Source organism: Chryseobacterium sp. 2VB (assembly GCF_005503635.1).
Lineage (GTDB): Bacteria > Bacteroidota > Bacteroidia > Flavobacteriales > Weeksellaceae > Chryseobacterium > Chryseobacterium cupriresistens.
Window position 1 is genome coordinate 1 of the sequence record NZ_SCNC01000042.1, and the last position, 16579, is coordinate 16579.

The 16579-nt window shown below is 35.6% G+C and carries 11 protein-coding genes; 6 read left to right on the forward strand and 5 right to left on the reverse strand.

The features are described from left to right. Positions 1–68 precede the first annotated feature (68 nt). The 4 genes from FFS26_RS21870 to FFS26_RS21885 all read left to right on the forward strand — a co-directional run bounded on the left by FFS26_RS21870 (position 69) and on the right by FFS26_RS21885 (position 7769). Entirely contained in the window at positions 69–2225 is a 2157-nt protein-coding gene (locus FFS26_RS21870; RefSeq protein ID WP_137906152.1) for a peptidoglycan DD-metalloendopeptidase family protein, read from the forward strand. Continuing rightward, a complete protein-coding gene (locus FFS26_RS21875; protein WP_137906153.1) occupies positions 2206–3225 on the forward strand; it encodes a hypothetical protein in 1020 nt (339 codons plus the stop codon). The genes FFS26_RS21870 and FFS26_RS21875 overlap by 20 nt, the downstream gene beginning before the upstream one ends. A gap of 288 nt (positions 3226–3513) precedes the next feature. Next, positions 3514–4893: an orotidine-5'-phosphate decarboxylase gene (gene pyrF, locus FFS26_RS21880; protein WP_137906154.1), complete on the forward strand. Its 1380-nt coding sequence runs from the start codon at positions 3514–3516 to the stop codon at positions 4891–4893. Between the two features lie 53 nt (positions 4894–4946). Further along, positions 4947–7769 carry an aminopeptidase gene (locus FFS26_RS21885; protein WP_228449477.1) on the forward strand — a complete coding sequence of 941 codons (2823 nt, stop codon included), beginning with the start codon at positions 4947–4949 and terminating at the stop codon, positions 7767–7769. Positions 7770–7832: 63 nt separating this feature from the next. Here FFS26_RS21885 and FFS26_RS21890 read toward each other — a convergent pair whose 3' ends face one another. After that, positions 7833–8642 carry a T9SS type A sorting domain-containing protein gene (locus FFS26_RS21890; protein WP_110008313.1) on the reverse strand — a complete coding sequence of 270 codons (810 nt, stop codon included), beginning with the start codon at positions 8640–8642 and terminating at the stop codon, positions 7833–7835. A gap of 153 nt (positions 8643–8795) precedes the next feature. Further along, positions 8796–9665, reverse strand: coding sequence for a T9SS type A sorting domain-containing protein (locus tag FFS26_RS21895; RefSeq protein WP_137906155.1), 870 nt, complete (start codon positions 9663–9665; stop codon positions 8796–8798). Between the two features lie 154 nt (positions 9666–9819). On the opposite strand from FFS26_RS21895, the gene FFS26_RS21900 reads away from it, so the two are divergent. Continuing rightward, positions 9820–13047 carry a hypothetical protein gene (locus FFS26_RS21900; protein ID WP_137906156.1) on the forward strand — a complete coding sequence of 1076 codons (3228 nt, stop codon included), beginning with the start codon at positions 9820–9822 and terminating at the stop codon, positions 13045–13047. A gap of 144 nt (positions 13048–13191) precedes the next feature. Then, positions 13192–14187, forward strand: coding sequence for a tRNA dihydrouridine synthase DusB (gene dusB / locus FFS26_RS21905; RefSeq protein ID WP_137906157.1), 996 nt, complete (start codon positions 13192–13194; stop codon positions 14185–14187). A 51-nt stretch (positions 14188–14238) separates the two neighbouring features. Here the strand turns inward: dusB and deoC are convergent, their stop codons facing one another. Genes deoC through FFS26_RS21920 form a run of 3 tightly spaced genes read right to left on the reverse strand, consistent with a single transcriptional unit; the run spans position 14239 to position 16420 of the window. After that, a complete protein-coding gene (gene deoC, locus FFS26_RS21910; RefSeq protein ID WP_137906158.1) occupies positions 14239–14982 on the reverse strand; it encodes a deoxyribose-phosphate aldolase in 744 nt (247 codons plus the stop codon). 4 nt (positions 14983–14986) lie between these two features. Further along, a complete protein-coding gene (locus FFS26_RS21915; protein ID WP_002976659.1) occupies positions 14987–15457 on the reverse strand; it encodes an Lrp/AsnC ligand binding domain-containing protein in 471 nt (156 codons plus the stop codon). A 27-nt stretch (positions 15458–15484) separates the two neighbouring features. Beyond that, positions 15485–16420, reverse strand: coding sequence for an endonuclease/exonuclease/phosphatase family protein (locus FFS26_RS21920; RefSeq protein ID WP_137906159.1), 936 nt, complete (start codon positions 16418–16420; stop codon positions 15485–15487). Positions 16421–16579: the final 159 nt, after the last annotated feature.

Genomic DNA, 16579 nt, shown 5'->3' on the forward strand with positions numbered 1-16579 from the left:
GAGGAGCAAAAGATTTCAATACAGCCAGCTACCGTGATACTCTTATTGCGCAGGCTCACTGCATCGCGATGTTTAATAAAGAAATTGAATTTCACCTTTGGGAAGATGACGCTTCTGGAAAAGGACACGATGCCAGTATTAACAAAAACAACCGTCACACACGCAGCTACAAGGCTCGCGTCAATGAAAAAGGAATTGCGGAAGTATCTATTCATTTAATATCTGATGAAAAAATCCTTCGTCAGATGGCCAATCAGTTTCTAATGCAAGGAGACAGAAATGAAGGCACCAATCATGAGTATTATGTTACGGCTACTTACTCCAGGAAAATTCAGGGAGCCAGCCAGGTGAATGTAGAGGTAGCCAACCCTGATTATAAGGGCCAGTCTCAAAATCAACCCAAACCTAAGCCGCAGCCTGAGAAACACACACCAAAATTTCCTGTCGGACCAGAAGGAGGTCCCAAACAACCTGATCCTAAAGGTAATATTATAGAAGCGGTTTTCATTGATGATACAGGAAAAGAGCTTTCCAAAGTAGCTGTAGGAGATAAAGTTAGGGTAAGAGTTCACTCCAGGAATATGGTAGGGAAACATATCCAATATGTTATCTGGAAATATGATTCCACATCCAATAATGAAGTTTATAGAAGCGGAAATATTAAAATTCCTGCCGATGTATGTGATACCTCAGGATTTATCATTACAAAAGTTAGTTCTGAAAAAGGAATAGGCATTCCTATTGGCAATCTGAATTCCTATACACAAAACTATTTTATAGAAATTATCTCCAAGGATCTTTCTGCAGAATCTCAGAAATTTGGGGTAAATTCGGAAGGACTGATGGAAATGGAGAAGGTGAAGAGTGTGGTGGGGGTGGATAAGGCACAGCCTTCTAATAAATCAAAAGATGAAAAAGTATGTGAATGCGAAGCAAGAGTAAGAGCATTTATCAGAATGTTAAGAGTAAAAGAAGGTACAGATACAGAAAATGGCTACACTACTCAATATAGCGGAAAACAGTTCTCAGATTTAAGCAAGCATCCTGAAGAAGTAATTACATCTGGTAAATATTCATCTTCAGCTGCAGGTGCATATCAAATAATGACGGATACATGGAAAAATTTGACAGGATATTATCAGGACAAAAATAAAAATTGGCATTATTCTGAAAAGTTGGACTACTCAAAAAAATATAATATCACTAGCTTTGATCAAGAATCTCAAGATAAATTCTGCTTAGTAATTATGAAGCACAATTATATCCAAGACCGTTCGGATAGCTTCTATAATCCTGTTGTGTGGAAAGATAAGAAAAAGAAGATTCGTGATACAGTAAAAGAAGAAAAATTAAAAGAATGGAGAAAAAGATTTAAAGGGAAACAAGGAGATATCATCCAAATGATTATTGATAATGATATTAAAAAAGCTGCTCTTATTTCTAGTTTATGTTGGGCAAGTTTACCAGACTCCCCATATGGGCAACAAAGTTCATCATATACTTTTGATATGGTAAAGGCCATTTACGAGAAAAACCTTAAAGAAGAATTAATTGAACCAAGTAAAGAATTACATTTAAAAAAAGGTTTTTTAAAAGAATTTGGATATGGATGTTGTGAATCAAATGATAATAGAGAACCTCAATCCAAAAATGAATGTCCAGAAGATTGTTCACAATGTATTCATTATGCTGATGTATGGGAAAATCCCGAGATAAGTTCAGATAATGGAGGAAAAAATAATAATAGATTTGGATATAATTCTGCAAGAGGACATAAAGGAATAGATATTCTTTCAGGTCCAACATATAAAGATGTACATTCTCTAATGTGTGGCGAAGTTACAGCTATAGTAAATACTTTTAAGACGAACGAATATAGATATAAAAGTTTAGGTAATACTTTAATGATAAAATCTAAAGATAAAGATGGGAAAACTGTATTTATCTTATATTGTCATCTTAATAAAATATATGTTAAAAAAGGGGAAAAAGTAAAACATGGCCAAAAAATAGCCCAATCAGGATCGACAGGAAATGCCTCAAGCAGTGAATTTCTAAATGGAGTAAAAGGCTCTGGAATTAACAAGAAATACTGGCATTGTCATATTGAAGCAGCAACAAAAGGTGATGGATACCATAATTTCCGTAACCTAGGATCATACAGAGTAAAAGCAGAAGATTATATGAAAACAAAATTTGATAAAAATGGTAATCCGATTAAATAATATAGTAACAATAATAAGTTTTTTATGTTTATTAGTATCATGTAGAAATGATGCAAAAGAAAAAAATATAACGACTAAAGTCATTAATAAAGAAATCACTCAGGTTGATTTTCTTAATAAGAAATATTTCAAAAGATATTCAATGTCTGTTGATGAATCAACACCAGCTGACCATCCTCATTACAATTATTTAGATTGTGAAAAAGAAGGTTATTTCTCTGTTCATTTCATTCCCAAGGATAAAACACTCATTTCTTTTTGGAAAGATCAATATTTTAAGGAAAATAAATATGAATATGATGATTGGGAAACTGAAAATAAAATTGTTTCTAAGCTTTTAAATGGTAAGTATGAATTATATAATATTTTTTGTTTTCAAATAACAAAAAAATACTTAGATACATCTTCGGGCTGCACAGAAGAAAGTATTAATATAAAAGAAGAAAGTATTGCTGACTTATACCTTTATAATTTAAAAACAAAGAAATGGGATTTTTTAGAAAGCCTAAATGTATCAATTTTACCACCTCTTGCAGATAATAATTTTTTCATAAAAAACTTTCCAGATCTTATTCATCAAATTGAAAATCAACCATCAATAGTAATAAAAGATTCTATAACAATTCCTAAATCTTCCATTTGGTCAACTGACTGTAAAGCTGATAAATTCATTAGTATTAAAACAGACATTAACAATATACAGTTTACAATACCTGACAGGTTTTTAATGAATGCTCAATTAAAAAAAGTGAGTAATAATAAATATGAATTTTACTTTACCGATTTCCCTCCGATTATTTCTCTTCCTGAAGAAATGCAGAATTGGGATAATTTAGATAATAAAAAAGCAGTTGGCTATTTTGAAATAATTGATGATTCTAAGATAATTTTAACATGGTTTGGTTTTTATGATAAGACTGCAAAGAAAAACATACAAACTAAAAACCCTTTTAATAACTTAAATAATAACCCTGCAAGTCTTATTAGATGTTCTGAGTAATTACAATACAAAGTATTAGGATGTTGCAACATTAATATAAATATAAACTTAATTTCTAGTGGAAATTGAGATATTTCTTCAGAACAGATAGAATCAAAAATGATTAAAAGCACAAAAGAAAAAGTAAATTAAATAATAGAGATTAGAAAGAAAAAACATTCCCTCCAATAAAAATGTACAATTTCATACCATTCCAGCCAATCCGGGACGGTTTTTTATTGACAAATGAGCGATAAATTTTTAAGCCTTATTTCAATTCCTTAAATTTGCAATATCTAATAAAAAATAATGGAAAGTAAAAAAGAATTCTTCTTAGAGTGTTACAAACTAGGCATCATCAAATTCGGCAGGTTTACCCTGAAAAGCGGTATTGAAAGTCCTTTTTATGTAGACCTGAGACCTTTGGCATCAGATCCTAAAATTTTAAAAAATCTTGCTAATTATTTATTGGAAATGCTTCCGTTAGATAATTTTGATTTAATCTGTGGAGTTCCTTATGCTGCTCTTCCTATGGCTACAGCAATGTCTCTGGAAAGCTATATTCCATTAATTATTAAAAGAAAAGAAGCAAAAAGCTACGGTACCAAGAAGCTGATTGAAGGAATTTACCAGAAAGGACAAAACTGTCTTTTGGTAGAAGATGTGATCACTTCAGGAAAATCTTTGCTGGAAACTATTCCTGAAATAGAACAGGAAGATCTTAAAGTTTCAGACATTGTGGTGGTACTTGACAGAGAGCAGGGAGGAAAACAATTATTGGAAAGCAAAGGATACAGAGTACACACCCTTTTCAATATTTCGGAAGTATGCAATATTCTTCAGGAAACAGGTGAATTGTCTGATGAAGAAGTAAAAAGAATCCAGGACTTCCTTCAGGGGAACCACATTCAGTTTGAAGAGGAAACAAGATCTTCTTATGAACAGAAACTTCAGGTAACACAGCATTCCGTTTCAAAAAAATTACTAGAAACAGCTTTGGCAAAAAAATCAAACCTTATTGCCTCTGCAGATGTTACTACAACTCAGGAGCTGTTGGAGCTTGCTGAAAAAGTAGGTCCGCATATTATTGCTTTAAAAACGCATATCGATATTATTTCTGATTTTGAATACGAAAAAACAATTACTCCTTTAAAAGCTATTGCTGCAAAACACCAGTTCCTACTGATGGAAGACAGAAAATTTGCTGATATCGGAAATACACAGGAACTTCAGTTCACAAGCGGGGTTTTCAAAATTACAGATTGGGCAGATTTTGTAACTTCTCAGGTAATCGGAGGTTTTGAATCATTAGACTGTTTCAAAAATGTAGGAGTGGTAGCCATCGTTGGAATGTCTTCCAAAGGAGCTCTGACAACTGCAAGCTATCGTGAGGAAGCTTTAAAAGTGGCTTTATCTCATCCTAATGTCATTGGTGGTGTATCTCAGAATAAAATTCCTGAGGATCTGCTATTGTTCACTCCTGGGGTAAACCTTGCAGATTCAGGAGATGGCAAAGGACAGCAGTACAACACACCGGAACATGTTTTCAAAACACTGCACACAGATTTTATCATCGTAGGAAGAGGAATCTACCAATCCAATGATCCTGCAGCATCTGCCATCACTTATAAAACAGAAGGATGGAATGCTTATATTAATTCTTTGGAAAAAAAAGCAATTCAAGGTTAAAATGCTATAAAGTATATCCAAAATAAGTTATATTTGAGCTTTATCACGAATATTTGAAAAAGATCAGCATTTGCCTTATTTTGTTATGGGGAGTTGTACAGGTTTCTGCACAGACAGACAGTATATACATTGAAACAAAACTGTCTCCTGACAAAAAAAACCTTGAGGTCCGCCAGGAAATTGTTTATTACAATCACTCCGGAAAAGACCTTCAAACCGTAAAACTCCTGAATTGGGTTGCCGCGTACAATAAACGGGGAACTTCTTTAGTCTACAGAAAACTGGAAGACCGGAATAATGATTTGCATTTTGCAAAAAATGACCAATTGGGAAAACTTCTGGAACTGAACATTAAAAATTCTGAAAATGAAGCCCTTCCTGTCAATACCCTCTCAGATGAAAATCTTTTTATTCCTCTGAAAAATGTATTGAAACCTGGCGAAAGCGTCACTCTACAGTTGCAATACAGGATGCAGCTTCCCGATAAAACTTTTACGGGATACGGAACATCCGCTCAGAATACTGTATTAAAATATTTCTTTATTGTTCCGGATCATTTTGATCCGGACAATATTTCCAGAAGAAATTATCATGATATTGAGGAACAGGTAAGCTTTAATACTTTCTGGACCGTCAATTTTGATATTCCTGTGAACAGTTTTGTTGAAGGTAACCTTCCTCAGGTTCAGATGAACTCATTTAAGGGCTATCTCGATTCTGATCCTGAGTTTTTAATTTCTCCGACAGCATTTCAGTCCATAAAAACCAATGTTGACGGAGAGGAAATCGAAATCAAATTTGGATATAATCTGAAACCGGATGAAAAACAAAATCTGGAGTTTTATCTTCCTTTACAATTAAAATTCATTAAAGAACGCATCGGGTACCTTCCGAAAAGTATTTTTATCTCAGATAAATTCAGAGCCAAAGAAGACTTTTTCGGGAATAATGATATTACTTTCTGGAAATTCAGATTCCGCCTGTTTACTGAGACCGAAAAAACCGATATGGATTATTTCGGGATCATTGCCAAGAAAATTCTTGACGAAGGCGTTATTGCAGATAAAGAAAAAGACCACTGGTTTAAAAATGGTTTAAAGTCTTATCTTGAAATTCAGTATCTCAAAAAATTCTACGCTGATACGAAACTTTTAGGGACACTTCCGGAGACCAGAATCTTTGGACTTAAACCATTAAAGTTATTCCACGCCTCCAAAGTAAAACTTCTGGACCGCTACGGACTTTCCTATCAGTATATTATGCTGCAGAACCTTGATCAGAAAATTGATGAACATTTCCCTGTTCTGAGTAATTTCAATGATATGGCCATCAGCAGCTTTGAAACAGGAAGCCTTTTCAACTACTCGGCAGACAAAATGGGATATGAACAATTCGATGGGATTGTAAAAAATTATATTGCTCAGAATTCCGGAAAAAAAATTAATCCTGAAGAATTTCTGTCATCTCTTTCTGAAAACAATACATCGACAGCCTACCTTTCCAACTTTTTCAAACAAAAGAACAGGGTTGATTTTAAATTGAAAAACATTAGAAAAGATAATGACTCTCTGCAAATAAAAATTGTAAAAAATACAGATATTTCTATTCCTGTAAAGCTGGAAACAGAAACCAGAGAAGGAGAAAAGAAAGCGTATTGGATAGACACGGAGGAAAATGAACGTACCACCAGCCTGTCGCTTCCTGCATCAGAGAATATTTATAAAACCACCTTAAACAGTGGCTATATTTTCCCTGAATCCAATTACAGAGACAACTTCCTGTATGCGAAAGGTTTATTTTCCAATGCAAAAAAAATTAAACTTAAATTAATAAAAGATATTCCCAACCCGGAATACAATGAGATTTACATCAGCCCAAGGGTGCGTTTCAACAATACATATGATAAATTTCTTCTGGGAGCCAATTTTAAAAATCAATCTTTCTTTGACCAGAAATTCCTGTATTCGGTGACTCCAACCTATAGTACCGGAACAGGGAAACTTACCGGTTCGGGAGCTGTCTCCTATTCTATTCTGCCTGCAGAAAGCATTATCAGAAGTCTTACATTCGGGGTTTCCGGTTCTTATTTTCATTATGATTATGATCTTGCCTACAGAAAGACCTCTATATCTTCTTCTATTAACTTCAGAAAAAACCCAAGAAGTACAGTAGGCAGAAGTCTGGGAGTTTCCTATAATTATTTTGAAAGGGATCTGAGTCCTAAGATGATTGCCAATAATGATTACAGTAAATATAACCTCTGGAGTATCGGGTATGGCTATAGTGACAGCCAGATGATTCATGAAAAAAGCTTCAGCCTGAGCACCCAGGGAATGGAAGATTTCAATAAAATAACGGCTGAAGGCTTTTACAGATGGGAATTCGCTCCCAAACAAAAGCTGAGCTTACGTTTATTTGCCGGGTATTTCTTAAGAAACAACACCAGAAATAACCTCTTCGACTACGGGATTTCCAGGGTTTCCAACTATTCATTCTCTTATACGCTTTTGGGAGAAAGTGCCAGCAGCGGTCTTCTTTCCCAGCAGTTTATATTAGCTGATGGTGGTTTTAAATCCTTTCTTCCGGGAACAGTGAATCAATGGATTACGTCTGCCAATGTAGATTCAAGCGTATGGAAAATATTCCACGTATATGCAGATGCCGGAGTTTATAAAAACAAAGATCTTCCCGCCAAATTCATCTGGGACACCGGGGTTAAAGTAAGAATCATCCCCGATTTTCTGGAAGTTTATTTTCCGATACAATCGTCTTTAGGATTTGAACCTTCATTCAAAGATTATGGGAAGCGTATCAGATACACTTTAATTCTTAATCTCGGATCCATTATTAATGCAGCGAGAAGAGGTTGGTATTAAGTAAGATTCTGAAAAATAAAAAATAAGGACAACCTGCTATCGGTTGTCCTTTCTTATTTAAAACTAATCTTTTATTATTTTCTGTGAGATCGGAATATTGTTAATGGTTCCCGTCACAATATAAGTTCCTTTTGGAAGCTCTGCAATATCAAGAGTTGAGGCCAGCTTAGTAGGTGATTTTTTAACGACCTGTCTGAATGTATCGTAAACTTTCACATCTTTCACCTCAGTTCCGAACACTACTTTACTGTCTTTTATGAATGGATTCTGTACAAAACCTGATTTCACACTTCCTTCAAGAGAAAAGTCTGCCATATTATCATTACTTCCTACTAAATTTCTTCTGATAGCCGTGGTTGTAGTGGGAGATGGAGCCGGCCCGTCTCCTTTAAACTGATCAGCATTGGATCCGTACCCTACAAAATCCAGAACATTGGATGCAGAAGGTCCTGTGACCTGCACTATATTTCCCGCTAATGCAACTTTTCCTGATACGTTGGAAATTTTTAATCCGGAAGATTTATTGGGAGTTCCGTCAAAATTTACGATTGTTGTTGCAATAAAATCCGGTGTTGGCAGATTTTCAACACCACCTTCAATCGCTGATTCCTGAATCAAATAGGTTTCTTCAGGTCCTAATGTCAAATCCGGAAGTGTATGATATTCTGTAAAAGCACCTATCGCCGGAGCATATTGAATACTTGCTCCCGTCAAAGAAACCAAAGTAGTTCCGATATTTTTAAGGACGATATAATTATTCTTCAATATAGCCCCTGAATTGGCACTCCCGCCATAGATCTCATTGATCACAATCTGAGCATTTGAAAAAGAAGCTAATAATGTAAGTCCGGCAAGAGTAAAGATTTTTTTCATCGTATTAATTTTAGAAATGGATTGATCATAAAACATCAAAAACAATACCACCAAATTAAAAAATATATAGGATACAAAAACTTAAAAATCAGCAAACAATCACAAAAACAGCCACTTCGTTGAAGCGGCTGTTTATATTTTATTAATAAAAGATTAGTCTTTAAGTACTTTCTGAGAAACCGGTCGATTGTTTACTGTACCTGTAACGATATAGTTTCCTTTTGCCAATTCAGCAACACTTACAGATTCGTTTTGTTTTACTGAAGTTTCTTTTACAAGTTGTCCGAACATATTGAACACTTTTACGTCTTTTACATCAGATCCGAAAACGATTTCGTTATTTTTAACGAAAGAGTTCTTTACAAAGTTTCCTGACTTTATGTTTTTAGAACCGATAACAGCTAAAGTGGCGTTAGATGCAGTAACCGTTAAAGAAATATCATCTATTCTCCAATTGGCAGTACCCAAAGATGGAGTTCCTGTACCTGGGCTGTCACTTCCATAGATTCTTAGTGTAACCGGAGCTGATTCTGCACCTACTAAATTACTCCCTGAAAAAGTAATATTATTCAAGGTCCATGTACTGTTATTGTTAACGTTTACAGTTCCTATCGCTGTTGCATAATTATCGATGCTTGAGTATACTGTAATCTTTCCAGGACCGGTAGATGTCCCTCTCGACCCGAAATTTAGAGAATTCAACGTTACTTTGTTACCCGCAACAGGAGTAACAGTAACACTAAAATAGGTGCTTGTTGCAGTTGAAAGTGGTTCTTTAAAAGCTGCAGCACCAAAATTACTGGATCCGCTTGCTCCTGCATATCCTGTAGATACAGATGAAGCAGTTATTAAATTGGTAGTACCATTATTATTTCCCTGAGTTGCTGCAAATGCCACACTTGAAATAGTAGCGTTGGTACCGGAAATAGGATTTACAGAACTACCGTCCCAAAGGTAAGTTGTTTGCGCAAAAACCACTGCGCTCAGTGCAACTGTTGCAAAAAGAGAATAAAGTTTTTTCATGATTTAAATTTTTTGTTATTAATAATTTTTTTCCGTAACAAAACTACATTCTAATTTTTTTTCAGGGACAATAAAGAGGTTAAGTTTTTGTTAATAATAGTTGACCTCTTAATGTTAACATTTTTTAATTATTTTTACGAATTATTTTTAAAAGTTGCGGAATTTTGTCATTCTATTCGTTTTGTTCTTCGTAGGCATATTTTCAGGAAATGCTCAGGTATTTTCATGGAAAAATCCCAACGTGCCTGAAGACAGCATAAAAAGGGACAGTATTCTTGCGGCAAAGCTGGAGCAGGACATCTTTGCAAAGGACACTCTGGATTTTATAAGAACGCACAATAAGATCATTATTGATGAAGCCGTACTGGCAAAAAATGATAAAAAGAGATTTTTAGGAGAGCTTAACTCAAAAGGGTCTATTATCCGTGGGATTACTTTTGGTAACAACCAGGGGCAGTCTGTACAAAGTTCCATGGATCTTCAGATATCTGGGCGGTTATCCAAAGATGTTACTATTTTAGCAAGTATTTCAGATCATAACCTGCCGATTCAGGCTGATGGTTATACCCAGACTTTGGAGGAGTTTGACAAAATCTATATGCAGCTTAATATCAAGGAAAAATCCATCCTCAGAGCAGGGCATCTTGACCTTGTGGAAGCTAAAAATTATTTTGCCAAATACCAGAGGAGAAGTATGGGACTTCAGTTCCAGACAGAATTCGGAAAGGAAAACAAGACATTCCTAGATATCTCTGCAGGGGTTGCACGAAGTGAGTTCCACAGAATCCGTTTTCAGGGGGTTGAAGGAAACCAGGGACCATACCGTCTGACAGGCAAGAACGGTGAACAGTTTATTACACTGATCTCCGGTTCTGAACAGGTCTTTATTGATGGGATCCTGATGAAGCGCGGTGAAAACCAGGATTATATCATCAATTACAACACCGGTGAAGTTACCTTTACCAGTTTCCGTCCTATTTTCCAGCAGAATTTCATCACGATATCTTATAACTATGCCAACAGGAATTATTCAAGGTATCTGTTTACAGGAAAGCTTGAGCATCAGAGAGAAAAATTCAAGGTGGGATTCAACTGGTTCATGGAAAATGACAATAAGAACGCACCTCTTTCTTTAAACCTTTCTAAAGAAGATGAGCAGATTCTGGCTGATGCCGGAAATAATCCTGACCTGATGTATGCCCCTTCAGGAGTTGCAACCGAATATGATGTCAATAAGATTTTATACAAATTAAGTCCCACAGGAAATTTCTATGAATATTCTACGGATTCCAGCTTAACACTTTATCAGGTATCTTTTACTTATTTCGGAGCTAATCAGGGAGATTATAAAATTGCACAGACCACCAACAACGGGCGTGTTTTTGAATATGTAGGTCCTAATAGCGGAGATTACAGAGCGGTAAGAAAACTTCCTTCTCCCCAGAAATCACAGGTGTACTCTCTGAACTCTGAGTACCTTTTAAACGAGGGGAAAATAGGTGCAGATATCTCTTTGAGTAATTATGATGTCAATTTATTTTCATCAAAAGATTCTGATCAGAATATCGGCTATGCATGGCGTATTTTTGGAAATAAAAGCTTTACAAAAAATGCATGGAAAGGAACGCCAAGCTTTGAATATCAATATATAGACAGACAGTTTCATATCCTTGACCGTATCAATGATGTAGAATTCTCCAGAGATTTCAACCTTACCCAGGAATTCAATAAAAAGACCCAAAACAGATTCATCTTCAGCTTCCTGAATAAATGGAATAATAAGTCTACGTTGAATTACCGCATCAATTATCTGGACGAACAGGATTCTTACAAAGGGATTAAAAACGACCTTGACTTTGGCTGGCTTACGGGAAAATTCTTTACTAAAGGTAATTTATCTTATCTGAGTACCAATGCTACTCTTCAGGATACAAAATTCATCCGTGGCGGAGTTTCAACAGAGTTTACCGGTAAAAAAGGAAGCTGGGCCATTGGTGGAAGCATGGAACACAACGAGAAGAAGTACAACGATACCCAGCTTATGGATGTCACGAGTTTCAGCTGGAAAGAAATCTTTTTACAAAAGAAAATCGGTGACAGCACAAGAACCAAATTACTGGCAAAAGTATATATGAGGGATAACGACTCAGTACGTGATAACAGGCTTCAGAATATGAACAATATTCTGGGGATCATGGCTGAAAGTCAGATTATCAAAACCGAAAGAACCAGTTTAAATGCCCTGATTCACTACCGAAAATTCTTCTACGCAGGGGCAGAAGGTGAAGTAACCCGTAATAATGATTTTGTTGTCGGAAACATCTTATACAACCAGCAGCTTTTCAGAAACGGGATGCGTCTTCAGGCTTTCTATGAGCTGGGGAACGGGCAGGAAGCGCAGAGGGAATTCCAGTACATCAAAGTAACGGACGGACAAGGTGTTTATAAATGGACGGATTATAACGGGGATGGCGTTCAGCAGCTGGATGAATTTGAAATTGCCGAATATTCCGATCTTGCCCAATATATCCGTGTCTATACAAATTCTGTACGATATATTCCTTCCAATAAAAATAAATTACAGTTGGCCTTATTTGTCAATCCGGCCATTGTTTTCAATTCTGAGAATGGATTTTTAAAACGCTGGAATTTCAATATTTCATTAAATTCTCAAAACTCATTCTACAAAAAGGAAAAAGTACTTGTGCTGAATCCTTTTGAAAAGAACAGTGACCAGATCCTTAAAAATCAGAATATTCTGGCTTCCGTACAGTTTAATCCAACTGATAAATCAGGCTGGAACGGAAATTACCGTTTCATCACCAATGACAATCTCATCAATGCCAATTTCAGTAATGAAGAACGTGAGCAGACTTCTCATTTCCTGAACATAGGATATTGGTTCAATAAAGAATTCAGAGTGGATTGGGAAAACTCGGTTCATGATATCCAAAACTCTTCACAGTTATTTAAAACAAGAGATTATCGTCTGAATAATTTTGAAACCAAGCCTAAAGCAACGTATAAATTCACCGATGCTATTCAGGCTGAATTATCTTCTGCTTTCCGTCAGAAACAAAGATTGGATGGCGAAGAACTTCTTAAGGCTTTTGATGTTACAGGAACCATCCAGTGGGAGCGAAGAAAAACGTCTATCCGTGGAAACTTCTCATTTATCAATAACGATTTTACAGGAAACAATTTCAGTATCGTAGGAAACCAGATGCTGGATGGGCTTAAACCCGGAAAAAACCAGGTGTGGAGTGTATTTATCCAGCAGGCTATCAACTCATTCATCCAGCTGAACCTTAATTACGAAGGAAGAAATTCCGGCGACCGTACCATTCATATCGGAAGTATGCAGGTAAAAGCAAGCTTCTAACAATGGAAGACTGGAAGTGGGTAGCCAAAACTCTTTCACCATTTTAATACTTTTTTCTACTCTTCAGATTCTAAACAAAGCAATCATTTATGCTGATAGATAATATCATATTTATGAATGTTCAGAATTTTGTAAATTTGCACCATGATAAAAATAGGCAACATAGAACTGCCGGAATTTCCGCTTTTGCTGGCTCCGATGGAAGACGTAAGTGATCCTCCGTTCAGACGTTTGTGTAAAATGCATGGTGCAGATTTAATGTATTCGGAATTTATTTCTTCCGAAGGGTTGATTCGTGACGCTATCAAGAGCCGTAAAAAGCTGGATATTTTCGATTATGAAAGACCCGTTGGGATACAGATTTTTGGTGGAGACGAAGAAGCTATGGCCATGTCTGCAAGAATTGTTGAAACGGTAAATCCGGATCTGGTAGACATTAATTTCGGATGTCCGGTAAAAAAAGTTGTCTGCAAGGGAGCAGGAGCTGGTGTTTTGAAAGATATCGACCTTATGGTGCGTCTTACAAAAGCTGTTGTAAGCTCTACTCATCTTCCTGTTACTGTAAAAACCCGATTAGGATGGGACAGTACCAGCATTAATATTGATGAAGTAGCAGAACGTCTGCAGGAAACAGGAATTAAAGCCCTTACGATACATGCAAGAACCCGTGCTCAAATGTACAAGGGTGAAGCAGACTGGGAACATATTTCAAGGATTAAACAAAATCCAAATATTGAGATCCCGATTTTTGGAAATGGTGATATAGATTCTGCGGAAAAAGCATTAGAATATAAGCAAAAGTATGCCTGTGACGGTATTATGATCGGTCGTGCTGCTATTGGATATCCGTGGATTTTTAATGAAATCAAGCATTTCTTTAAAACAGGAGAGCATTTACCTGAGCCAACCATTTCAGACCGGTTACTGGCTGTTCGCCAGCACGCAGAATGGAGTGCTGAATGGAAAGGAGAAAGACTCGGTCTGGTTGAAATGAGACAGCATTACAGCAACTATTTCAGAGGAATTCCTCATTTCAAGGAGTTCAGAAAAAAATTCCTGGAAGTTTTCACTATGGAAGAAATGGACAGCCTGATCAAAGAAACCCAACAGTTCTACGAAGAATATCAGACACAGCTATAAAATAAAAACCATCAGCAAAACTGATGGTTTTTTTATATTAAGAATCTGATATTAATATCCTTCTGATGAAGATTCGTTTTTAATTAATCCCAGAGCTGAAGAAGTTCCAATTCTCTTAACTCCCATTTTGATCATTTTCTCAGCATCTTCGGGAGTTCTTACTCCTCCTGCTGCTTTTACGGGAAGTTTGCCGGCATTGCTCAGCATAATTGTTATTCCTTCAAAAGTTGCTCCGTTAGGTTTTCCTTCGGCAGTCTGATAAAATCCTGTTGATGACTTGACAAAAATTTTCGGCAACTCATTTTCAGAAAAGTTCTCTTCTGCCCAGGTAGAAATCTTTTTAGTAAGATCGGCAATTTGTTCATGAGTTAATGCAGCAATTTCAATAATCCATTTTGCAATTTTATGATGCTCAAGAGACAATGTTGTACATTTTACAAATTCTTCTCTTACCAGTTCTATATTTCCCTGTAGATAAGCAGTATAATTAATAACAAAATCCAGTTCATCTGCTCCGTCTTCTATTGCTTTTGAAGCTTCTGCAAGCTTTTCATCAATGGAATACGTTCCTTCGTGGAAACCTATTACAGTTCCTACTACAACATTTGAATTTCTTTCCTGAATATATTTCTTCACCTCCGATACATAATCCGGACGAATCATCACGGCAAAAATACCATTATCTATTGCTTCCTGAGCAAGTTCTTTATCTTTTTGAAGTGTTTCTTCGTGGGAAATACCTGATTGTTCTGGGGTTTTCAGGTAAGTTGAATCCAAATATTGGGCTATGTTCATGTTGTTATACTTTCAATTGTCTGTAAATACCTTGTTCCAAAGATATAAAAGTTTCTGTTCTGGTTACCCCCTTCAGCTTTTGGAGCTTACTAAGGATCTGCATTAAGTGATCATTGTCTTTACAAAGAACTTTCAGAAAAATAGTATAATTTCCTGTCGTATAGTGGGCTTCCACTACTTCGTTGATATCATGCAAAGACTTTACCACCTCAGGATAATGGCTTGGCTGATCTAAAAATACACCAATGTAGGAAATTACTTTGTATCCAATTTTCTTAGGATTAAGAAATGATATTGAATTTTCAATAACTCCTGCATGTTCGAGTTTTTTGATTCTTTGATGCACTGCAGTGGTGGAAATTCCGACATTTTTTGAAATGTGGGCTAAAGAAGTTTTAGCATTATCCATCAACATGTAGATGATTTCTTTGTCAATAGAATCTAAATGGTAGCTTGTGTTGCTCGAATTTTTCATTTTCTACTTTTTTATTATTTATGTTTTTTAATGTAAATTTTTAAATTTTACAAAAACCGGAAAGTGATCGCTATATCCTCCTAAATACCGCGTACCAGCATAAGTTCGGAAAGGCCGTCCTTCAAAATTTCTGGTTCTGCTGCGGATTTTTTCAGAATTAAAAATATGGGCATCCTGAAAAGCCAGCGTCTTATTATCAAGTAAAGATCTTGACATAATGATCTGATCATACAGCAATCCAGATTTATAATGAAAAGTAGAATAATTTCTTGTAGAAAACAATTGTTGAAAAGGGTTCATTAAAACCTTCTCACGGTCATTGTCATAGAGAATCTGTACTAAATTTTCATCATCCGGGTTTTCGTTAAAATCACCACACAAGATAACATGCTCTTTGTCAGCATTTACAATTTTCATAATCCGTTCCCGGACTTCATTCAATATAAAGGTTCTTTTTGGTTTATTGATATCTTTTTCGCGTTTAGAGGGAAGATGCGCGATAAAGACATTAATAATTTCCCCTTTATATCTGACTTTTGAAAAAAGTACGTCTCTGGTTGTGTCGTAATTTTCTGTGTTTTTATTTACTATTTCAAAAAAGAAAGTAATGGTTTCTGAATCGATTACCTCTACTTTATTTTTATCATATAACATGGCTACATCCACTTTTCTTTCATCCATGGAATTATAATGTACAATTCCATATTCTGAATTAAAGGGTTCCATCTCCACAAGATCTTCCAAGACTTTCCTTCCGGAAACTTCAGATAATCCTATTAAAAATGGTAATACATCATTCTCCTCCTTCATCAGCTGAAATACATGCGAGATTTTAAAAAGCTTATTTTTATATCTCTTTTCATCCCAATTCCTTAATCCTGACCGGGTAGGATCTAATTTGTGGACAGGTTTCGGATCGGGCAAAAATAAATTTTCAACATTATAAAAAGAGAACAGCTCCATCTACACTAATTTCTATACTTTTAATTTAATATGTCCTTTTTACTTTAAGATGTAAATTTATTATTTTTTTTCATTTTTTTGTGATTTACTTTCAAAACAGTAAATCGTTTTCCAATAAAAAACAATTCAAATATAGTAAAAAATACTAACGAAATAAAT